The organism is Acinetobacter sp. 16, assembly GCF_033439925.1.
Lineage (GTDB): Bacteria > Pseudomonadota > Gammaproteobacteria > Pseudomonadales > Moraxellaceae > Acinetobacter > Acinetobacter junii.
Map to the genome: position 1 here is coordinate 3,037,451 of NZ_CP137746.1, position 18,424 is coordinate 3,055,874.

Below are 18,424 nucleotides of genomic sequence, written 5' to 3' on the forward strand. Positions count from 1 at the left end.
ATTAATGATGCAAACAAAAATTTGCGCTATGATGTTCTCACTCATAATCTATCCTACCACCTGTTTAGCTCTATCAAAGCAATCACATACTCTTGCTGCAGTAAATTACCCCAATGGTTACGATGCTCCCGAAGGAAGCATTGCTATACTCAAACGGAAAAAGAATATCTGTACAATATCGATCACACTTTATGGTGAGACTGGAAAAATTATTTACCTTTGGCATTTTAATGCATCAGGACTAAAACAAGCTCAGCGGACAGAATATAATTACACTGATGGTGGCTTAGCCATGCTCCCCGAGAATCAAGGCCAGTTTTTAGAATATGTCCATTCAAATCAAAAATTAAATCCTCATGCACAAGAAGTACAATCTGAATTTAAAAAAGTCCGTGGATTCTTTCCAAATCAATTAGTAAGCTGTATATAAATTAAAAATTAGATGAAAGAGGCCTTAGCTTTATTAAATATTGGACATCTAAATCAAAAAACTACTCCCGTATTGATACAGTTTTTATGATTAATTCCAAACTAGTAATTGTGCTCTTATCATATAGATAGTCTCTTTTTAATTAACGTTACGAACATTATCAATTTCATATCACCTACATTCTTTTCTTGAACTTGGCGATAAGCTATAAAACTTGAATTGCAACATTATTGCCAAAAGGATAAAAGATGATGAAAAAAATATCTGCTCTGTGTTTAGCGACTACACTGATCGCATCGTCTTCTCTCTGGGCAACCGAAAATACAACAGCCACAAATGCAAACACGACTACGGCTGAAAAAACACTCCCTTATGGTGACAACCCGAGCCTTGGTCGAGTATTGCTGTATAAAACAGGTAAAGGGCTACAAAACCTAGGTGAATCCATCCAAGGTGCATCGGAAAACACCTCACAAAAAATGAGTGAAAAGTGGAAAACCACAAAAGAATACACGGCTGAACAATCCGTCATTGTTCAGGAACAAACCGAAAAAGCCAAACAATATACTGCTAAAAAATGGCAAGACACCAAAGATGCCGTGATTGGAACCAATGATGGAAATATTCCTATTGAACGTGCTGAACTGAGCCAACCCTCATCAAATTAATACGATTGAACAAAATTTATAGGAATGAATGAAACAATGACAGTTATGCCTTTTAAAACCATTTTGCTTTGTTTAGTCAGTAGTATTGGCTTTACCGCGTGTTCAACGCTCTCTTCTCAAGCCGAGCAGCCTTTACAACAACTGCAACTGGTTCAGAACATTGATGCCCTACCCGATACCAAGACCAATGCCGCATCCTTAAATAAATACAAGAATCATTGTATGATCCAGTTTACAGGTTATTTTGATGGTGGGCAGAGTACGGAATCATGGGAATTTAAAGGCAATCAGTTAAGTCGGGCTTTTTCTGAGACCTATCAATATGTGCCGAATCGTTTATTCAATGCGACCACTGAAAAACCTGTATTAGATCAGAAAACCCGAAAAACCACAGTATTTGACATTCAGAAACCTGAGGTAAAACATAACTTTGACAAGTTAAAAAGCTACTTTAACCAAACCGTTTTGGACCAATGTGGCTAAGTTTGCCATCTCCACAATTTCTATCCAAAGTGTTTTTAAGCTGTAATCTAGTTGTAAAGTTTTGCTGAAATCCATAGCTTTCTCTCATTTGCTCGATATGATTCATTTGCGTTCATGAAGTGCCCCAACATGGCACATCTTTAAAGGAAATCGCAATGAAGAAAATGATCAAAACAGCTATCGTGACAACAACTATTCTCGCTTCTGCTTCTGTTTTTGCACAAAATGTAGGGGTAAATGCGAATGGATCTGCTCAAGTGAATGTTCAATCTGGTGGATTGGTAAAAGGCATTACAGGTGCAGTTGCTAACACAGCACAAGGCGTTGGTCATGCAGCACAACATGTTGGTCATGCGGCCGTCAACACAGGTGTGAATGCATCTCAGAAAACTGTCGGTACTGCTGCAAATATAGGATCAAAAGTGATTCATACTACGGGTACTGCCGTGAAAAATACGAAAGATTATGCTGTAGAGAAAGCCGTAGATGGTCGAACATTTGCTGCTGACAAAACGGCGGATGTGAAAAAACGTATTGCGGACAAGCAAGCAGCTTCTAAGGCGCTAAGCTTAGAAGCTCAAACCAATGCAAAAGCGCAGCTTAATAATAAAACAGCAGCGGTAGATGCCAAAACAGGCTTAAATGCAGATAAGAAAAATCTGCAAGCAGGCACTAACGTGGGTGTAAAAGTTTTAGGTGTAAATGCCAATGTAAACACCAATGCTAAAGTCGGCATTAATTAATTACTTAATACCCATCTAATAAATAAAAGCCCTTAGCAATGTAAGGGCTTTTTTTGTTTAACAGAGTTGTAATCGACTCTGCTCAGCAGAATGACTCTCAATAAAATGCGTCAGACCATCATCTTCACAACTTAAAGTCAGTTGCTTATAACTAAGATTATAAAAATCTGGATATTGTTTAAATATCAGTGGTGATTGATCTAGAGGTAAAGCATCACCGAACTTGATCAGTTTATAAATCCCCCGATCATTCATGGTCAAGAAATAATATTCATCGTTTAAATTTAACTCAACTAGCGCATTCGGCTTTAAGTGCAAAGGCACAAGGTATTGTGAATTTTCCTGAATATGCTCTGCACTATAGCTTTCAAGTTTTAAACTAACCAAGTTAAAAACCAAGAATTGGTTTTGTGGGGTACAGACGTTGGCAGCTGCTGTTTGAATTTTTTGAACAAAATGTGCATGCGCACCTAATTTATGTAAATTCTGCTCAGTTCCCTGTCGCAATTTAAACAACTGTTGAACGAGTTTTTGTTTCATTACAGCATCAAAATATCGTTCATCAAGTGCAAAGTCATTGTTTTCTAAAATCTTTAACAATCCTTGTTGATGCTTCGATAAGGCAGCATCCAAAACATGACGATAGTAGAACTTACTTTGTTTTTTCACTTCACGCACACGGCGATAAAAATACGTCAGCTCAAACGGCTTTTCTACAAAATCATGTAACAGTTGCGAGCTTGCCAATACAGAAAGTGCTTCATGTGCTGTAAAGGGCAAATGAATAACATACATCTGTGGCAACAAAGGTTTTATTTTTAAGAAATGCTCTTTATCTTCAGCAAAATAGGGATCATAGACAAGAATATACTCCCGAGATGCGTCGACCTCATCCGCCTGAATCTGCATATTTTGATGAATAGATGCATCAAAAAATTCTGCATAACGACGATCTTCAACAACTTCTGGATCAATCGAAAATTGTGGTACAAATGCCACAATTTTTTGCATATTCAACAAGTTTGAGTATTTTATTGCGGCATAGCCACCCATTGAACCGCCATAGCCCACTCGCTTTTCAAACTGTTCAAGAATCGGCTGAATCTGTTGTTGCATCTGCAACATGCTAGTTTTAGGAAACCATGTTTTTAATTTCGGCATTATGCCGATGACATTGTATTCATATTTAATTAATGATTTTTCAGCATTGATGGACATTCCTTTGGCTCGACTAATCAAATCGCCAAAAGAAACCACTAATGTGTCGCTTGAACCTTTCAAAAAAATAACGCGAATATGTTCATCTTCAAATATTATTTGCTTATCCATGCTCACACTGAAAAGTTGATCCTAGGTTGGTATCAAAAAGTCACCAAATCATGACTTTGCCAAACCCAAATTGCGGAGTATCTTATTTTATAGAAATAGAACAGATTAAAAAGCGCAAAAAATGACACAATCCCTGCATCCTTCGGCGCAAAAAGGCTTCAGTTCAGGTGCTGAACTTTACCAACAGGTTCGTCCCAATTATCCACAAGAAATAGTGGTTTGGCTGCAAGATCGTCTAAAAATAGGTGAAAGTTCAACTGTTATAGACCTAGGTTCTGGGACTGGCAAATTCTTACCATACCTGATTCAAACAGGTGCCAAAGTGCTGGCTGTTGAGCCTATAAATGAGATGTTAAAGCAGCTCCAACAAAGCTACCCTGATATTGAGTGCTTTCAATCATCAGCAGAGTCACTCCCCTTCAAAAATGCTTCTATTGATCGTGTTATTTGTGCGCAATCATTTCATTGGTTTGCAAATCAACTCAGCCTTTCTGATATCCATCGAGTCCTCAAACCATCAGGTCATCTAGGATTAATTTGGAATCAAAGAGACATCAATGTTGATTGGGTTCAAGCTTTAGCAGATGAAATAGCGCCTTTTGAAGGAGATACTCCACGTTATCATAGTGGTCGCTGGAAAGAAGTTTTCGATGATCAGGATTTATTCAAATTAAATAGTTTGCAGACCTTTCAACTGATACATTCTGGTACGGTAGAACAGGTAGTCAGCAAACGCTTATTGTCCACCAGTTTTATTGCAGCGATGCCCTATCCTGAACAACAACAGTTCAAAGCGAAATTTGAACAAATTGTATTTGATTTTACGGGACGATCTCCGCAAGATCAGATAGATTTCCCTTATATCACCTATGCCTATCACTTTCAGAAAATATCAAATTAATCAGGGATGAATATGTCCATGCCAACCGTTAAAACCACTTATGTCCTTGCAGCATTGTTTAGTTCAGTCCTTTTTCTCACAGGCTGTAACAAAGACAAAGAACCTACAGCAACAACTGAAAATCAAACTAGCTCTAGTCAAGATGCGATTGGTCAATTGAATCAGACACCGATCAAGCAATTTCCTACGACCGCAGATGATGCACATGATATAGCTGTGTTGGATGACTATGATCGTCGCTTTACTGAGATGACTGATAGCATGGAAATCGAACTTGCCAAAATGAAGCAAGAAAATACGTTGACACCAGAGTTTGAAGCACAACGCCAAAAAGACAATGTGAACTCTGCACTCACAATGCTTAAAGATTTAGATCTAAAAACTCAACAAGGACGCTATATTCAAGGTTTGTTATATGATTATTGGGAAAGCCAAGCAAAGGCGCTACAAAATACAACAGACACCAATCAGCAAGTTAATCAGTTAAATGAATATTTACATGCACAAAGTCAACTCCATCATTGGAGAAGTGCTCAAGCTACAGAAAATAAAAGCAATTAAATAAAAAACGAGGGTTATTCCCCTCGTTTTCTTGGATTAATTTGAATTAGATTTTCTGCTTTTCAATCCATTGAATCGAATTCACTCGAAATAACTCACATGCCCCATCGCCAATATCTGTAGGTGATAGCGAAGACTTCCATACTAAGTCTTTATCACGAACTTCAACCAGTTCACCTTTTAACTGGACCAAATCACCACGTTTCACTTGTTTAATCTGTTTGGCAATTTCAGGATTGGCAGGAATGATGTGCATGTTCGATACCATTTGCATGGCTTGATCCGCAGGCACGGGAAGTTTGTCCATTTTCCAATTCAAATAGCGGTCATATTGACTGACTGAAATATTACGTGCGATTTCAGGATGCGCGAACAATCCCCAACTGACAGCATAATCAATCGGTGAAAACTTGGCTTGCTCATCATCTTGATAAACTTTAGATCCTAAAATACGAAAATTACCGTAGAAAGGCTGCAATACCGAAATCGATTGGTCTTTCACTTGAGGGGATAAACCTTTCGCAATATTGTATTCCACTCCACTGGCAGAAGCATGTGCCTGACCCAGTGCAGCCACCATGCATAAACTCATCCATAGACGCTTTTTCATGGCTTTTACTTCCTCAAAAATATGACTGATAGCAAATAAACTCGTTTGAGCTTTCATAGTATGCTTAGACCATGAGAAAAGTTGCTTTTTTTGGTAACAATCAAATAATCTTTAGTCATATTTTTGTGCAGTGTTTAGGGTCTGTTGACATTTCACATCTAGCTGCGACAGCCCCCCATTAAATCTACGAATGGATTCTCTATGATTTATCAATTTTATCAACGCCGAATCTTTCCGCATTTACTCAATCAAGTCATGCAAACGGGCAGTTTGATGGATAAACGACGCGAATTACTCATTCCGATCGAAGGTGAAATTCTCGAAATTGGGTTTGGTACAGGTCTCAACATTCCATTTTATGGCAATATAGATACCCTGTATGCGCTTGAGCCGAATCCAGATATTTATCATTTGGCGATTGAGCGTGTTCAGAATGCACCTTTCCACGTGAAACACGTCCAATCCAGTGCTGAGAAACTACCATTTGCTGATGCATCGCTAGACCATATTATTTCGACATGGACCCTGTGTAGTATCCCAAAACTGGAACAGGCATTAGCTGAAATCTATCGCGTGCTTAAACCTACAGGAACATTTCATCTCGTTGAGCATGTCAAACATCCAGAATCGGTAAAAATGCAATCTTTACAAACCTTACTGACTCCGATTCAGAAGCGCATTGGAGATGGTTGCCATTTAAATCGGGATATCGAACGGAGCCTAGCGCAAGCAAAATTCAAATTTATTGAAAAGCAATATTTTGATGCTGAGGGGATTCCTGCGATCGCACAAAAGATGCTACTTGCACGAGTGCAAAAGATTTTGTTGAATCCTTGAGCTAATCATCAAAGTCGATCCGTAAAGTTTCAAAACGGACTCGACCTTCTCGAACAGCTTGAGCAATCGCCTGTTGTCCTTTGCTCAAGCGCGCACCACCACTTTTGATATCTAATAAAATCACTTCAATATCTTCTGCATCACCATCACCGTCACGAAAATCGGTATAGCCATCAAACACCACATAATCGACAGGATCACCAAGAAATTTGGCATCACTAGGTAAATATTGAAACTCAGGTAAGATCGGGGCAAATTGCTCAGCCATTTTTCCTTTTAAGACTGCACGACTGGTATTCACACTACGCTTTTGAGCATCTAACAATGCCTGTTTATGCTCTAGTTCCAATTCAGCAATATATTTCTCATATTCAGCTTGAATACGACCATTGCGGCTATTTGATAAAATGAGGGTGGTAATCACAACCCCTATACAGCCACCAATCAACATCGCAAGCCAAACCGACATAAGTCATTCCTTTTTCAATAACGCTGCTATTTAACTGCAACATTAAACTTTTGTCATGTGTAGCACACTCTGTTCAAAAAGATGCTAAGGTATAGTGGAATACAAAACACACGTTAAAAAATCTAATTTCATGAAGACAATATTAATCGCAAATCAAAAAGGCGGCTGTGGTAAAACAATGACGGCGATTACGCTCGCCACTGCGCTCTCACAAAAAGGTTATAAAGTCGCTCTCGCAGATGCAGATAATCAAAAATCATCCTTACAATGGCTCAAACAACGCCCCGACTCTGTCACTAATATTCAAAGTCTCGATTGGCGACATGAGAAATCAATCGGCGAAGCTCCCAAAAATCTCGATTATTTAATTATTGATGCGCCTGGCGCTTTATCTGGTGAACATGCTGAACAATTGGTGAGCGAAGCACATGCGATTGTGACACCATTACAACCTTCATTTTTCGATATTGATAGTACACGCCGTTTTCTCAAGCATCTTCACGAGATTAAACGTATTCGCAAGGGAAAAGTACAAATCTTATTGGTCGCAAATCGAGTCAAACCGAATAGCGCGAGCTCTAAAGATATCCAAGATTTCTTTAACAAGATTGAACAAGAACCTGTGGCATGGATATCAGAAAGAAGTGCCTATGGAACATTAGCCATGCAGGGTTTAAGTGTTTTTGATAAGCCACAAAAAAACTTTGTCAGCATCCAACATCAATGGCAACCTGTTTTAAACCAATTGGTCGATGACCCGAGCGAATGGTTCTAAGCACTGTATCTAAAGCTAATCTTTTGATCTTTAATGCTGAAATCCTATAGTGAAAATTTCACTCAGGGTGTTTTTCAGTTAATATGGTTTCAATTATCTTTTGGCACTAGAGAAAACCATGGTGCAACAATACGCTCCAACACTACAACGCGTTTTGCTGTTTGGATTGTTTTTTGTTTTATTGTTTTTGGGCTTTAGTATTCTTAAATACTTTATTGTCCCTGTTCTTTGGGCGGCTATTATCGCCTATATGACATGGCCCGTTTATTTATGGGTACAACGTCGTTTTTTTGGTGAGAACCGCCCTACACTGAACGCTACTATTATGATTACACTTGTAATTTTAGTGATTGGTATCCCATTTATTTTTGCGATTTTCATGCTGCAACTCGAAGGTCGCAATTTATATTTTAATCTACAAAAACAATTATTTTCAGGACACATTCAAGTCCCAGATTTTATTCGTAACCTCCCTATCATTGGCAAAGACATCAGTCGTACAGTCAATGAATTAAGTGCTGATCCGAATAGTATTACCAAAAATGTCGCTGAATGGATTCAAGGTCATCTCAGCTACGGTCGTTTTGTCTTGAGCGAGATTAGTCGTAACCTCGTCAAACTTACGTTTGCCATTATGACCTTGTTCTTCTTTTATCGGGATGGTCAGCTGATTCTGTCACAAGTGAGTCGCGCACTTGAAATGGTGATTGGTCCTCGTGTGCATCATTATCTTGAAACGATTTCTGAAACAACACGTGCAGTCGTTTACGGTGTAGGTTTAACTGCTGTAGCTCAAGCAATTTTGGCAGGTCTAAGCTATTTTGTAGCTGATGTACCCAACCCAATGTTGTTGACTATGGTGACATTTATCTTGGCATTAATTCCTTTTGGAACTCCAATTTCGTATCTCAGCGTCGGTTTATGGTTATTTGCTCAAGGTCAAACAGTTGAAGCAATTGGGGTTGTGGTGTGGGGCTTATTAGTCGTCAGCAGCTCAGATAATGTGATTCGACCACTCGTGATTTCAGGGGCAACAAAAATCCCATTCATCTTAATCATGTTTGGCGTATTGGGTGGTATTGCTAGCTTTGGATTGGTCGGCTTATTTATTGGTCCTGTGATTTTGGCAATCTTATTAGCGATTTGGCGTGAATGGCTACATGAAAATATTCAAGAACCTATTGCTGCGATCGAAGCACCACCAGAAACCAAATCCTAAATGCAATTTTGACCATTTATCTTGTCATACAGAATCTAGCTTGCGCGTTATCCCAGACTTTGTTTGAATCAATCAAATAAAGACAAAATAGATAAGGATAATTCGCAATGCTTTCAACCTTAAAACGGTATGCAGTTTTTAGTGCAATCATGATGAGTATCAGCGCATGCTCATCAACTCCCTTAGACAATAATGCCGCAAAAATTCAGAAACAGCCCACTAGCTCCGACCATAAATATTTAATCCCGATCTATCTGGTTAGCGCCGATGGTATAGGTGCTTCGATTGGTACAGTATCCTTCCAAGAAAGTCCAAATGGTCTGATCATCACCCCTGCATTGTGGAAACTTCCATCGGGTGAACATGGTTTTCATATTCACGAGAAGCCGTCATGTGAAGCTGCAATGAAAGATGGAAAAATGGGTGCAGCACTGGCAGCGGGCGGTCATTACAATCCTGACAATATTGCCCATCACGGTACGCCAGAAAATGGTCATTTAGGTGATTTACCTGCACTCACTGTCAATGAAAAAGGCTTTGCAACCCAAGCCGTTATCGCACCTCGATTAAAGCTCTCCGATATTCAGGGACGTGCGATTATGATTCATGCAGGTGGGGATAATTATTCTGACACACCTAAACCCCTTGGTGGAGGTGGTGAAAGAATTGCTTGTGGTGTGATCAAATAAAGATTGTGGGTATCTCAAAAGATATCCACAATTTAGGATTTTATTCACTTAATTTATCTATAAAGATGACTATAAATAAAAGATGAGCACGAATTTTGCTTAGTTTTATTAAATGAAAAATCAACAAAAATAGGTTGAAAAATTGACTCAATATCTTGATCAGCACATCATTTTAGCTACGCAATATGGCTATATGATAATGAATCAACACATAGCAGAATATAGTCGTGAATAGTCTTTATCATCTTTTTAATCGATTCCGATCAAACTCGATTCTACTGTATTGCCTACAAATTTTGATTGTGTTGACAGGCACTACATTGGTGTTGCACGGATTGGGACTAGGTCAATTCATTGTTCCTGTTACATTAGGCGCAATTGCGGCTGCCCTCACAGACTTCGATGATCGTCTGAGTATTCGGCTACGCAATTTGGTCTATGTCTGTGTACTGTTCTTTAGTGTTAGCACCATTTTAGAATTTCTAGTACCTTATAAATTTTGGTTTATCGTTTACCTTAGCCTGTCCAGTGCAGCACTGATTCTCATGGGGGCTTTAGGTCAACGTTATGCGACGATTTCATTTGGTACGATTCTCCTTTCGATTTACACCATGTTTGGTCTAGGAGAATATGCAAATTGGTATCAACAACCGAGTTATTTTGTCATCGGTGCTGTGTGGTACGGATTGACCTCGATCTTATTTTTTATGATTCGACCAACCCTACCCTTACAGGAGAAGATTTCAACGATTTTCAAAGAAATGGGTGAGCTGCTACAGAGCAAAGCCAAGTTGTTTGATCCAGATAATGTCGATAATGTTGAAACACTGTTATTTGAACTCTCACAAAAAAATGCACAGGTGGTGAATAGTCTAAATCAAGCAAAACAATCCTTACTTTCTCGACTTAAATCCTCACGCATCAATAACAGCAGTATCTATTGGCTAAACTTATATTATTTTGCGCAAGATATTCATGAGCAAGTCACCTCTAATTATTTGCACTATGAAAAAATCCATCAGAACTTTAGCCGTAGTGATTTAATTTTTCGTATTCAAAAAAATATGTTTCTACAAGCAACTGCCTGCAAAAAACTGAGTCAGGCTTTGCTACATAAAAGTACTTATCAAAATACCCCACTCGCTGATGCTGCGCTTGCTCAATTGGAAGAATCCATGCAAGACTGGATTGCTCAACATCCACATAATCTTGAAGTTAAAAACCTAGAACTGATTCTGAATAACTTAAAAAGTATTCATGAACAATTTGCTCAACTGCAATTTCCACAAAACATCGAAATAAGATCAACACAACATCAACAAGCTCATCTCAACTTACTGGATGAGGATATTCAAGGCTTTCAGGATTTATTGTTAAAACTAAAACAGCATCTAAGTCCTCAGTCTGCTTTATTTCGTCATGCAATTCGCTTAGCTATTGTGTTTGCCGTAGGTTATGCCGTGTCCTTGATGCCTTTTGCAAAAAATGGCTATTGGATTTTATTGACCAGTTTGTTCGTTTGTCAGATCACTTACTTTGCCACTAAAAGTCGCTTAAAACTTAGAACGATTGGCACGTTGTTGGGTGTGCTTTTAGGTGTGCCCGTTCTTTATTTTGTACCTAGCATCGAAGGTCAATTGGTTATTACTGTAATTTGCGGAGTATATTTTTTCTATTTGCGTCAGAAAAAATATGCACTCGCAACAGTGATGGCAACGCTAATGGTGTTGTTAATTTTCAATTTAAAAGGCGCAGGTTTCAGCATTATTTTGCCGCGTATCATTGACACGTTGATCGGCTGTGCAATCGCATGGCTAGCGGTTAACTTCATATGGCCAGATTGGAATTTCCGAAATATTCCTGAAAATATCCGCAAAAGCAGTCAAGCAACGCTCAATTATTTGCATGCAGTTGTCCAGCAATATCATCAAGGTCGCTCCAACGATCTTGAGTATCGAAAAGCTCGTCGTGCCGCCCATAATGCTCAGATTGAATTATCTAATATGATTTCTAGTCTGAGTACAGAACCTGAACCAAACCAAGAACTCATTCACTATGCATTTCGCTATTTGGTCTACAGTCATAGTCAGTTGAGCTATGTTTCAGCACTGGGTCATCAACGTGTGCAAATTCAAGATCAAAATATTTTGAAGCTATTAGACCAGAGTGAAATATTGCTTAATCAAACATTGATCGAAAGGCAAGCGCTTCCAGAAAAGCACATCCAAGAGATGTTTAGCGAAATTGATCGTTTAAATTCAATAGCTCAAGTCTCAGAACAACAGCAACTATTGTTAAAACAAATAACGCTATTGCTTGAGACTCTGCCCGAATTGGTGATGTTAAAAAATAAACTACTTGAACTAGAAATTAAGTAGCGCGTTTAGCTCAACGCTAATTAATGAATGCCTTGTTGCAGCCTTGTTTGCATATATTGCTTAAGTACCATTCGAGGTATGCCAAACCAAAAAGCTATCAAGGCAAAACTCGTCAATACAAATGCCCAAATATGAAAATAGGTATATAGCAGACGAACCACTTCAATAATTGAGAAGAAACTCACCATCATCAATATTGAAACCGCAGCCGCGACCGTTCCTTTCGATACGTCAGAGGACATCAATGCAAAACGATAAATCACTGAAAAGCTAATCCCTTCACCAAAACTAATTAAGGTCATACCGATCAGCAAACATGGCACTAAATACATTTGCCAAATCACACCGAGCATCAAAAATAAAGTACCTACTAGCATAATCGGCAAACCCATTAAAATGGTTTTACCCAGTGCATAACGATCCATAATTTTGATCAGAACGATATTGCCTGCAATCAAACCAAAAAACACAGGAAACTGTGCCAAGCCATATTGCACACTACTCAGCTTTAATTCATCTACAAGAATAATCGGCGACAAAGCAATCCACAGCATCAGTGGCATTCCTACAATCGGTAATGCAACACTTAAACCTAAAAACTGGCGATTACTAAATACTTGTTTGAAATCATCCCAGATATAACGAAAGGGTTGTTTCGCTTGTTTACGACTTTCTTGCGAGGCTGGCATAAATTTATTTAAGCCGAACCAACTGAGAAAAGAAATAAAAGCAATCGCCACAAAGCCCCAGTGCCATGACACATAATCAATCAGGAACGCGCCTAATACAGGTCCAAGCAAAGGCGCAAGCAAGGAAATATTTGCCATCAATGCCATGACTTTAATGGCATCACGCTCTTCAAAAGTTTCTTGAATTGCCGCATATCCAACGGCTGATATCACACTTAAACCAATACCCTGCAAGAAGCGCAAGGTCAGGAATTGTTGAATATTATGGGTCAATAAAATCAACAAACAGCAAATCGTAAAAAAAGCTACACCGACCAATAAGACTTTCTTACGTCCAAGCCGATCTGAAAGTGGTCCCAGTAACCAAGCGACACTAGCACCACCCAATAAGTAAAATGACATTGAAGATGGTGCCCAAGTTGCGCTGACTGCAAATTGCTCTGTGATCGCCAACATCGCTGGCTGAATCAAATCATTACCGATATAAACTGAAAACTCAAATAGCACTAAAGCCAATGGAAACATGAGCGTTATACGGTTTAACGTCATGCTTTGATTATTCGTCATCATGTTTTATTCACAAAAATAACCAATTCGTGTGCCGTCTATTTCTCTGAAAAAAAGAAAATAGATTCCGCACCACATCATTTTATGGTTTTGATTTAAATTAAATTTTGATTTCCATGCAGTGAGAGCGCATGTAAAAGTGTGAAAACACCGTATTCACAAGGTGTATTAAGAAAACAATTTATTTACGTGAGATTGGTAAAAAGTTTTACCTATTGGAAAAATTACCAAGCGCAACTTTAGCACTTTTTAAAAATGACCGCAATTTAAGCAAAGCAAATCAATTGTGTGGATATGTGAATAACCAAAAAGTTATCCACAATTCTGCTCAACTTTCACACGACCTTAAAAGATAACTCACCATTTAAGGACATAGCTCAAACTGGAAAGTCTTGGTATTCCCTCCTCGAGCACATTGATAGCTTTGTTTTTTATTCACCACTTTCCAAGTCTCTTGATCACGTTTTAACTGATATTCAGTGCGAATAGCCGCTACCGAATCATCTAACTGCGCTTGCTCTACGGTAATCTCAGCATCTGTAGGATTTTCAGCACTATTAAATTGCTGATCAATTTTGAGATTAGTTTCATCATGAAACAAATTGGGTTGGTCAAGTAGTACCGCATGCATCGCTGTACTTTTTTGCACAGCAGCTTGTTGTTGTGACTGAGCAATCGGTTGATTACATGCAGTCAAAAAAATTGCACATCCTAAAATGATCCAAAGTTTATGCATTTTGTAGTCTTCCGATTTGCATTATTCTTTTATGCTACTATGCAAAAATGAACTGTCGAATAACAAAATGTATGCGACATATGAGAGATTTGTTGTATTTATCAATGCTTTGATAACAATTGTGATCCTCAAAATAAAACAACCCCATAACATCAATATCAGAAACTTTTAGGCATACACACATGTCAGATTTAGCAAAAAAGTTAACTCTAATTTTAATCATAAGCAGTTCAGTGATTGCTTGTTCTAAAAAGGAAGAAGCGCCTGCAGGTGAGGCTGCAATGGCCACTGAAAGTGTTGCCGCAGCGCAAGATACATCTCAAAGTCAGACTGCAAAAAATCCTGAGCAATTACTCAGCGATCAACAAAGCACCCTAGAACAAAGCCGACAATTAGTAAAAACAGCTCAACTACAATTTGAAGTCAAAGATGTTCAAAAAACGACGGCTATACTTGAACAGCAACTCCTCAAACAAAATGGCTATATCGAAGAAAAACAAGTGAATTATCAGGTTAGTGATAGCTCGCAGCGCGAACGTCTCGATGGTCATATAGATGTTTATGAAAAAATCATCCCTACCGTACAACTTACGATTCGTGTTCCAAATGAACAAGTTACTGCCTTTTTGAATAGTCTATTGCCTTTGATGCTCAACTTTAATAATCAAAGCTATGAAGCTAAGCGATATGAACTGAAACTGTTAGAAGAAAAACTTAATACAGCAAATCAAAGCCCTAGCACATCTAATACAGTCAATAATCAACTTCAACAATTGACTCAACTTGAGGTCAAAGATCGTTTGACTTACAGCACAATACGCATCGAATACTTTCAACAAGCACAAGTTCGCAAAACTCAAGATTTAAACATTCATCGTATTGCACATCTCGATAGCGAACCTTTAATGACTCGGATAGCCGATGCATTCAAAATTGGGCTTTCTTATTTTAAAGAAACTATTTTGTGGTTGATCCAATTCTGGGCATTTTTCCTTGTAATTGTTGCAGTTTGGTTTATTCGTAAAGCCTATAAATCTAGAAAACAAAACAGCTAATTATTGATTTTTGATCAATAGTATTTTGCTTATTTGCGCATTTTTACTCATGAATAGATTATCTAAAATGCACTCAAGTTTTAGAAATCTATTTTTGAGTTTAATTTTATGAGCAATATTTTAATTATTAATGGCGCGAAACAATTCGCTCACTCAAATGGTGAATTGAATGACACCCTGACTGACTTTTCAGAATCATATTTAAAAGCTTTAGGTCATACAGTACAAGTGACACGTACCGACAGTGACTATGACATCCAAGCCGAAATTGAAAAATATTTATGGGCAGATGTAGTGATCTATCAAATGCCAGGTTGGTGGATGGGCGCACCATGGACGATGAAAAAATATATTGATGATGTATTTACGATTGGTCATGGTTCCCTCTATGCAAGCGATGGACGTAGCCGTTCTGATGCTTCTAAAAAGTATGGTTCAGGTGGCTTGATTCAAGGTAAAAAATACATGTTGTCGTTGACATGGAACGCACCAATGGAAGCGCTCACTGATCCTGACCAATTCTTTCACGGTGTGGGTGTAGATGGCGTGTATTTACCTTTTCATAAAGCCAATCAATTCTTGGGTATGGAATCATTACCTACATTTATCGTGAATGATGTAATCAAAATGCCTGATGTCCCAAGCTACGTCGAAGCTTATAAAGCACATTTAGATCAGCTTTTTGCGACTGCCCATTAAGAGAGAAATGCTATGTTGACAATTATTGCAGAAATTCAGACACATGCAGGTGCAGGACACCGCCAAGCAGTACTAGATGCTTTCCAAAAAATCATTCCAACTGTATTGGCAGAAGATGGTTGTCATGGTTATGCGCCATTGATTGATCATTTACCTGCAATTGAAATGCAAACACAAGATGAAAATAGCATTGTGATGTTAGAACAATGGGAAAGTACCGCTCACCTTGAAGCACATATGCAAACGGCACATATGCTGAAGCATTTTGAAGCGACCAAAGCGCATGTGGCTGATGTGAAAGTGCGTATTTTGGAAAATGGGATTTAGAACAAAGATTGGTTATTTATCAAATCCTCATAAAATATATGATACTCGGTAATGTCATCTGCAACCTGCGTGATTTCAAGAAGATACTGTTTCTGCGATAAATTTTAATTAATACAAGAAGTGAACAGGTTTTGCAGATGACAATGCCTTTGGTTACTTTGGGCAAAACCAAAGTAACTCCAGCCGAAGGCTAATCTTGAATATGAATGAGAACACAATACGACTCCGTCAAGACAAAGAAAAATATAAGCAAATGATTTTACTGATAATAATACTGCTTCAAATGTCGGCTATATTCTGTTAAATAACATTCTAAGCCCTCTCGACGATCAGCTTTTTGCATCTCTTTAGCAGCCAACTGCTCAATCTTAGTTTCAAGTAAATTCAGAATAGCGGCTTGTTCCGCTTCAGGAAGTTGGGCTTTTTCTTTCTTCTGTTTTTTAATTTCCAAATAATCTTCTGCCCAATGACGTAATGGATCATGCTCAGAGACTTGTGCAAATAAATCGGTAATCAATAATTCAGGCATGACTTCTTGAGTTGCTAACTCTGCCGACATCAAACCACGAATCGAATAAAATACTTTCTTATAAGTAAAATTATCCGCAGTTTGCATCACTTTCATACCGCCTTTCGCCAGCGATAAGTAGTGGTGATATAGCGCACTATAGTCGATTCGCTCAAGCAATCCATCGCGAAAGCTTTGCCATTCTGGAAAAGCATTAAAATAAACAACATGCGCTCTGACCCATTCCAAAACCGTTGGGTTACTTTTTGCCAATAAGCCAAACATTTTGTCGAGATCATAAGAAACGAAATCAAAATCACCGTCCATGATTTCGATTAGATCACGGTACTTTTTATAATCAAAATATTGCTCTTTACTCGGTAAATGAAAACCGCGTACATCATAGTCACTGTCAGGACTTGCCATGCCCCATAAACGGCTGCCACTTTCGATATAAAATAATGGAATGTCTTGGCGCTGTTGAAAGAGTTTTTCAATTTCGTGATGGATGTTCATTGTTAGAGTTTCTTTTAATTTTAGCATTAGATCTTTCATGTTTTGATATTGAAATATATCATAAAAAATATAAAAAAAGAGAGCCATAGAAGCTCTCTTAAAATATATCTGTTATATAAACTAAGCACACTGCCCTGCTTTAGTGTTACTCTTTTCTCGCTTACTTTCTGAAAGAAAAAAGCCCGCCAAGAAACTGACATGCTTATGACCTTTCGCTACTTTAGAAGAAGTTTCACTTGAATTCGATGGTACTGTTGAAACAATAACTCTCATTTTCTTAGGTTCCATAAATTTCCCCTTTCAACTGTTTTTGTGCTGTTTCATAGCTAGTAAATACAGTTCTAACTCCACTCTATCACCAATTTCATCCAATAATGTTGCAAATTCGTTTGCCTCATTTTGATCGTTTGGTGAGCAAAAATAGGTTCCGTATGATACTAAAGTAAAAACATATTTGTAAGTTTTTCCCTGAATTTTTATTGTAACAGGCTTACAATAGATTGAGCCTACATTATTGACACTATCAGATCTAACTGATGTTGAAAAGATATTTTGACGAATCCCTTCATTTAAATCACTCAGAAAAATACTTTCACCTTTATCTAAAGCAACTCTAGCTAAAGATGTAGAACTCATAATTATATTTGCATCTGTATAGTTTTTTTGTCTATCTAACTCAACTTCATATTTCCAGTTATTACAATCATTTGCCCCTATTATAGTCATTTCAATGTTTGATCTTGGCACACCATAAAACTTCATAAAATGGACAACTTGATCCATGATATATCTTAATTGATCTTTTGGATGAGTGATTTCATCAAAAAAATTAATTTTTTTATTGAGTTGGAGTCTAGTGACGCGATCATAAAAACGGGTTCTCTTCGCATGAACAACATTTTTAATAAAAGATAAAAATTCTTTCAATAACATTTCACGATCTTGTTTTATCGCCTCTAATCTTGCTTCTTCTTTATCATCAATATACTCAAGGCAGCATTTAGCAATAACACAAACTATAGTTAAAAACATTAAAATAGAATAAATACAAGCATGTATATTAGAATGTTCCGAGATCCATTTCCAATCATCCCCCCAAATATCTAGCGTCCCATAATACAGACCTGTCAATATAACTGCTGTAGAACTAAGCCATGGCGTTTTTAGTATTTTTTTTAAATTCATAAAAAAGCATCCTCTTCGGATGCTTTTTACGACAATAATTTCTAAATTTC

Annotated in this window: 22 protein-coding genes; 14 read left to right on the forward strand and 8 right to left on the reverse strand. The window is 37.9% G+C overall.

Annotated features, from left to right (window positions below):
* Positions 1-4: 4 nt before the first annotated feature.
* From R2H34_RS14730 to R2H34_RS14745, 4 genes are all read left to right on the forward strand, one after another.
* Entirely contained in the window at positions 5-430 is a 426-nt protein-coding gene (locus tag R2H34_RS14730) for a hypothetical protein (protein WP_087539570.1), read from the forward strand.
* A gap of 251 nt (positions 431-681) precedes the next feature.
* Positions 682-1,098, forward strand: a complete 417-nt coding sequence (locus tag R2H34_RS14735; RefSeq protein WP_005403282.1) for a hypothetical protein — start codon at positions 682-684, stop codon at positions 1,096-1,098.
* 36 nt (positions 1,099-1,134) lie between these two features.
* On the forward strand, positions 1,135-1,581 hold the full coding sequence (locus R2H34_RS14740) for a hypothetical protein (protein ID WP_004909481.1): 447 nt from the start codon (positions 1,135-1,137) through the stop codon (positions 1,579-1,581).
* A 155-nt stretch (positions 1,582-1,736) separates the two neighbouring features.
* On the forward strand, positions 1,737-2,324 hold the full coding sequence (locus R2H34_RS14745; protein WP_004909486.1) for a hypothetical protein: 588 nt from the start codon (positions 1,737-1,739) through the stop codon (positions 2,322-2,324).
* Between the two features lie 57 nt (positions 2,325-2,381).
* Here R2H34_RS14745 and R2H34_RS14750 read toward each other — a convergent pair whose 3' ends face one another.
* Positions 2,382-3,653, reverse strand: a complete 1,272-nt coding sequence (locus R2H34_RS14750; protein WP_318342320.1) for a hypothetical protein — start codon at positions 3,651-3,653, stop codon at positions 2,382-2,384.
* Positions 3,654-3,774: 121 nt separating this feature from the next.
* On the opposite strand from R2H34_RS14750, the gene R2H34_RS14755 reads away from it, so the two are divergent.
* Both R2H34_RS14755 and R2H34_RS14760 read left to right on the forward strand, forming a co-directional pair.
* On the forward strand, positions 3,775-4,554 hold the full coding sequence (locus tag R2H34_RS14755; protein WP_087539573.1) for a class I SAM-dependent methyltransferase: 780 nt from the start codon (positions 3,775-3,777) through the stop codon (positions 4,552-4,554).
* A gap of 18 nt (positions 4,555-4,572) precedes the next feature.
* Positions 4,573-5,115: a hypothetical protein gene (locus R2H34_RS14760; RefSeq protein WP_087539575.1), complete on the forward strand. Its 543-nt coding sequence runs from the start codon at positions 4,573-4,575 to the stop codon at positions 5,113-5,115.
* 46 nt (positions 5,116-5,161) lie between these two features.
* On the opposite strand, the gene R2H34_RS14765 is transcribed toward R2H34_RS14760, so the two are convergent.
* Positions 5,162-5,725 (reverse strand): hypothetical protein, encoded by a 564-nt coding sequence (locus tag R2H34_RS14765; RefSeq protein ID WP_026057391.1) that lies wholly within the window; start codon positions 5,723-5,725, stop codon positions 5,162-5,164.
* Between the two features lie 201 nt (positions 5,726-5,926).
* Here R2H34_RS14765 and R2H34_RS14770 point away from each other — a divergent pair, with 201 nt between their 5' ends.
* On the forward strand, positions 5,927-6,562 hold the full coding sequence (locus tag R2H34_RS14770; RefSeq protein ID WP_087539577.1) for a class I SAM-dependent methyltransferase: 636 nt from the start codon (positions 5,927-5,929) through the stop codon (positions 6,560-6,562).
* 1 nt (position 6,563) lies between these two features.
* On the opposite strand, the gene R2H34_RS14775 is transcribed toward R2H34_RS14770, so the two are convergent.
* A complete protein-coding gene (locus R2H34_RS14775) occupies positions 6,564-7,031 on the reverse strand; it encodes a Holliday junction resolvase-like protein (protein WP_004909502.1) in 468 nt (155 codons plus the stop codon).
* 130 nt (positions 7,032-7,161) lie between these two features.
* On the opposite strand from R2H34_RS14775, the gene R2H34_RS14780 reads away from it, so the two are divergent.
* The 4 genes from R2H34_RS14780 (at position 7,162) to yccS (ending at position 12,092) form a co-directional block, all read left to right on the forward strand.
* Complete coding sequence (locus R2H34_RS14780) at positions 7,162-7,806, forward strand: ParA family protein (protein ID WP_004909505.1); 645 nt, start codon at positions 7,162-7,164, stop codon at positions 7,804-7,806.
* A gap of 121 nt (positions 7,807-7,927) precedes the next feature.
* A complete protein-coding gene (locus R2H34_RS14785) occupies positions 7,928-9,025 on the forward strand; it encodes an AI-2E family transporter (RefSeq protein ID WP_039047116.1) in 1,098 nt (365 codons plus the stop codon).
* Positions 9,026-9,132: 107 nt separating this feature from the next.
* Positions 9,133-9,714 carry a superoxide dismutase family protein gene (gene sodC / locus R2H34_RS14790; RefSeq protein WP_087539579.1) on the forward strand — a complete coding sequence of 194 codons (582 nt, stop codon included), beginning with the start codon at positions 9,133-9,135 and terminating at the stop codon, positions 9,712-9,714.
* Between the two features lie 227 nt (positions 9,715-9,941).
* Positions 9,942-12,092 (forward strand): YccS family putative transporter, encoded by a 2,151-nt coding sequence (gene yccS / locus R2H34_RS14795; RefSeq protein WP_087539581.1) that lies wholly within the window; start codon positions 9,942-9,944, stop codon positions 12,090-12,092.
* A 20-nt stretch (positions 12,093-12,112) separates the two neighbouring features.
* On the opposite strand, the gene R2H34_RS14800 is transcribed toward yccS, so the two are convergent.
* Together R2H34_RS14800 and R2H34_RS14805 are read right to left on the reverse strand one after the other, a co-directional pair.
* Positions 12,113-13,348, reverse strand: a complete 1,236-nt coding sequence (locus tag R2H34_RS14800; protein WP_171488087.1) for an MFS transporter — start codon at positions 13,346-13,348, stop codon at positions 12,113-12,115.
* A 364-nt stretch (positions 13,349-13,712) separates the two neighbouring features.
* Complete coding sequence (locus tag R2H34_RS14805) at positions 13,713-14,084, reverse strand: hypothetical protein (RefSeq protein ID WP_087539585.1); 372 nt, start codon at positions 14,082-14,084, stop codon at positions 13,713-13,715.
* A 182-nt stretch (positions 14,085-14,266) separates the two neighbouring features.
* On the opposite strand from R2H34_RS14805, the gene R2H34_RS14810 reads away from it, so the two are divergent.
* The 3 genes from R2H34_RS14810 (at position 14,267) to R2H34_RS14820 (ending at position 16,165) form a co-directional block, all read left to right on the forward strand.
* Entirely contained in the window at positions 14,267-15,139 is an 873-nt protein-coding gene (locus R2H34_RS14810; RefSeq protein ID WP_087539587.1) for a DUF4349 domain-containing protein, read from the forward strand.
* A 108-nt stretch (positions 15,140-15,247) separates the two neighbouring features.
* Positions 15,248-15,838 carry an NAD(P)H-dependent oxidoreductase gene (locus R2H34_RS14815; protein ID WP_087539589.1) on the forward strand — a complete coding sequence of 197 codons (591 nt, stop codon included), beginning with the start codon at positions 15,248-15,250 and terminating at the stop codon, positions 15,836-15,838.
* 12 nt (positions 15,839-15,850) lie between these two features.
* The gene (locus R2H34_RS14820) at positions 15,851-16,165 is read left to right on the forward strand and encodes a putative quinol monooxygenase (RefSeq protein ID WP_004964482.1); all 315 of its coding nucleotides are present in this window, start codon (positions 15,851-15,853) and stop codon (positions 16,163-16,165) included.
* A 259-nt stretch (positions 16,166-16,424) separates the two neighbouring features.
* Here R2H34_RS14820 and R2H34_RS14825 read toward each other — a convergent pair whose 3' ends face one another.
* From R2H34_RS14825 to R2H34_RS14835, 3 genes are all read right to left on the reverse strand, one after another.
* Positions 16,425-17,189, reverse strand: a complete 765-nt coding sequence (locus tag R2H34_RS14825) for a DNA polymerase beta superfamily protein (protein WP_026057394.1) — start codon at positions 17,187-17,189, stop codon at positions 16,425-16,427.
* Positions 17,190-17,309: 120 nt separating this feature from the next.
* On the reverse strand, positions 17,310-17,477 hold the full coding sequence (locus R2H34_RS14830) for a hypothetical protein (protein WP_004964506.1): 168 nt from the start codon (positions 17,475-17,477) through the stop codon (positions 17,310-17,312).
* A 12-nt stretch (positions 17,478-17,489) separates the two neighbouring features.
* Entirely contained in the window at positions 17,490-18,374 is an 885-nt protein-coding gene (locus R2H34_RS14835) for a hypothetical protein (RefSeq protein WP_004964514.1), read from the reverse strand.
* Positions 18,375-18,424 lie beyond the last annotated feature (50 nt).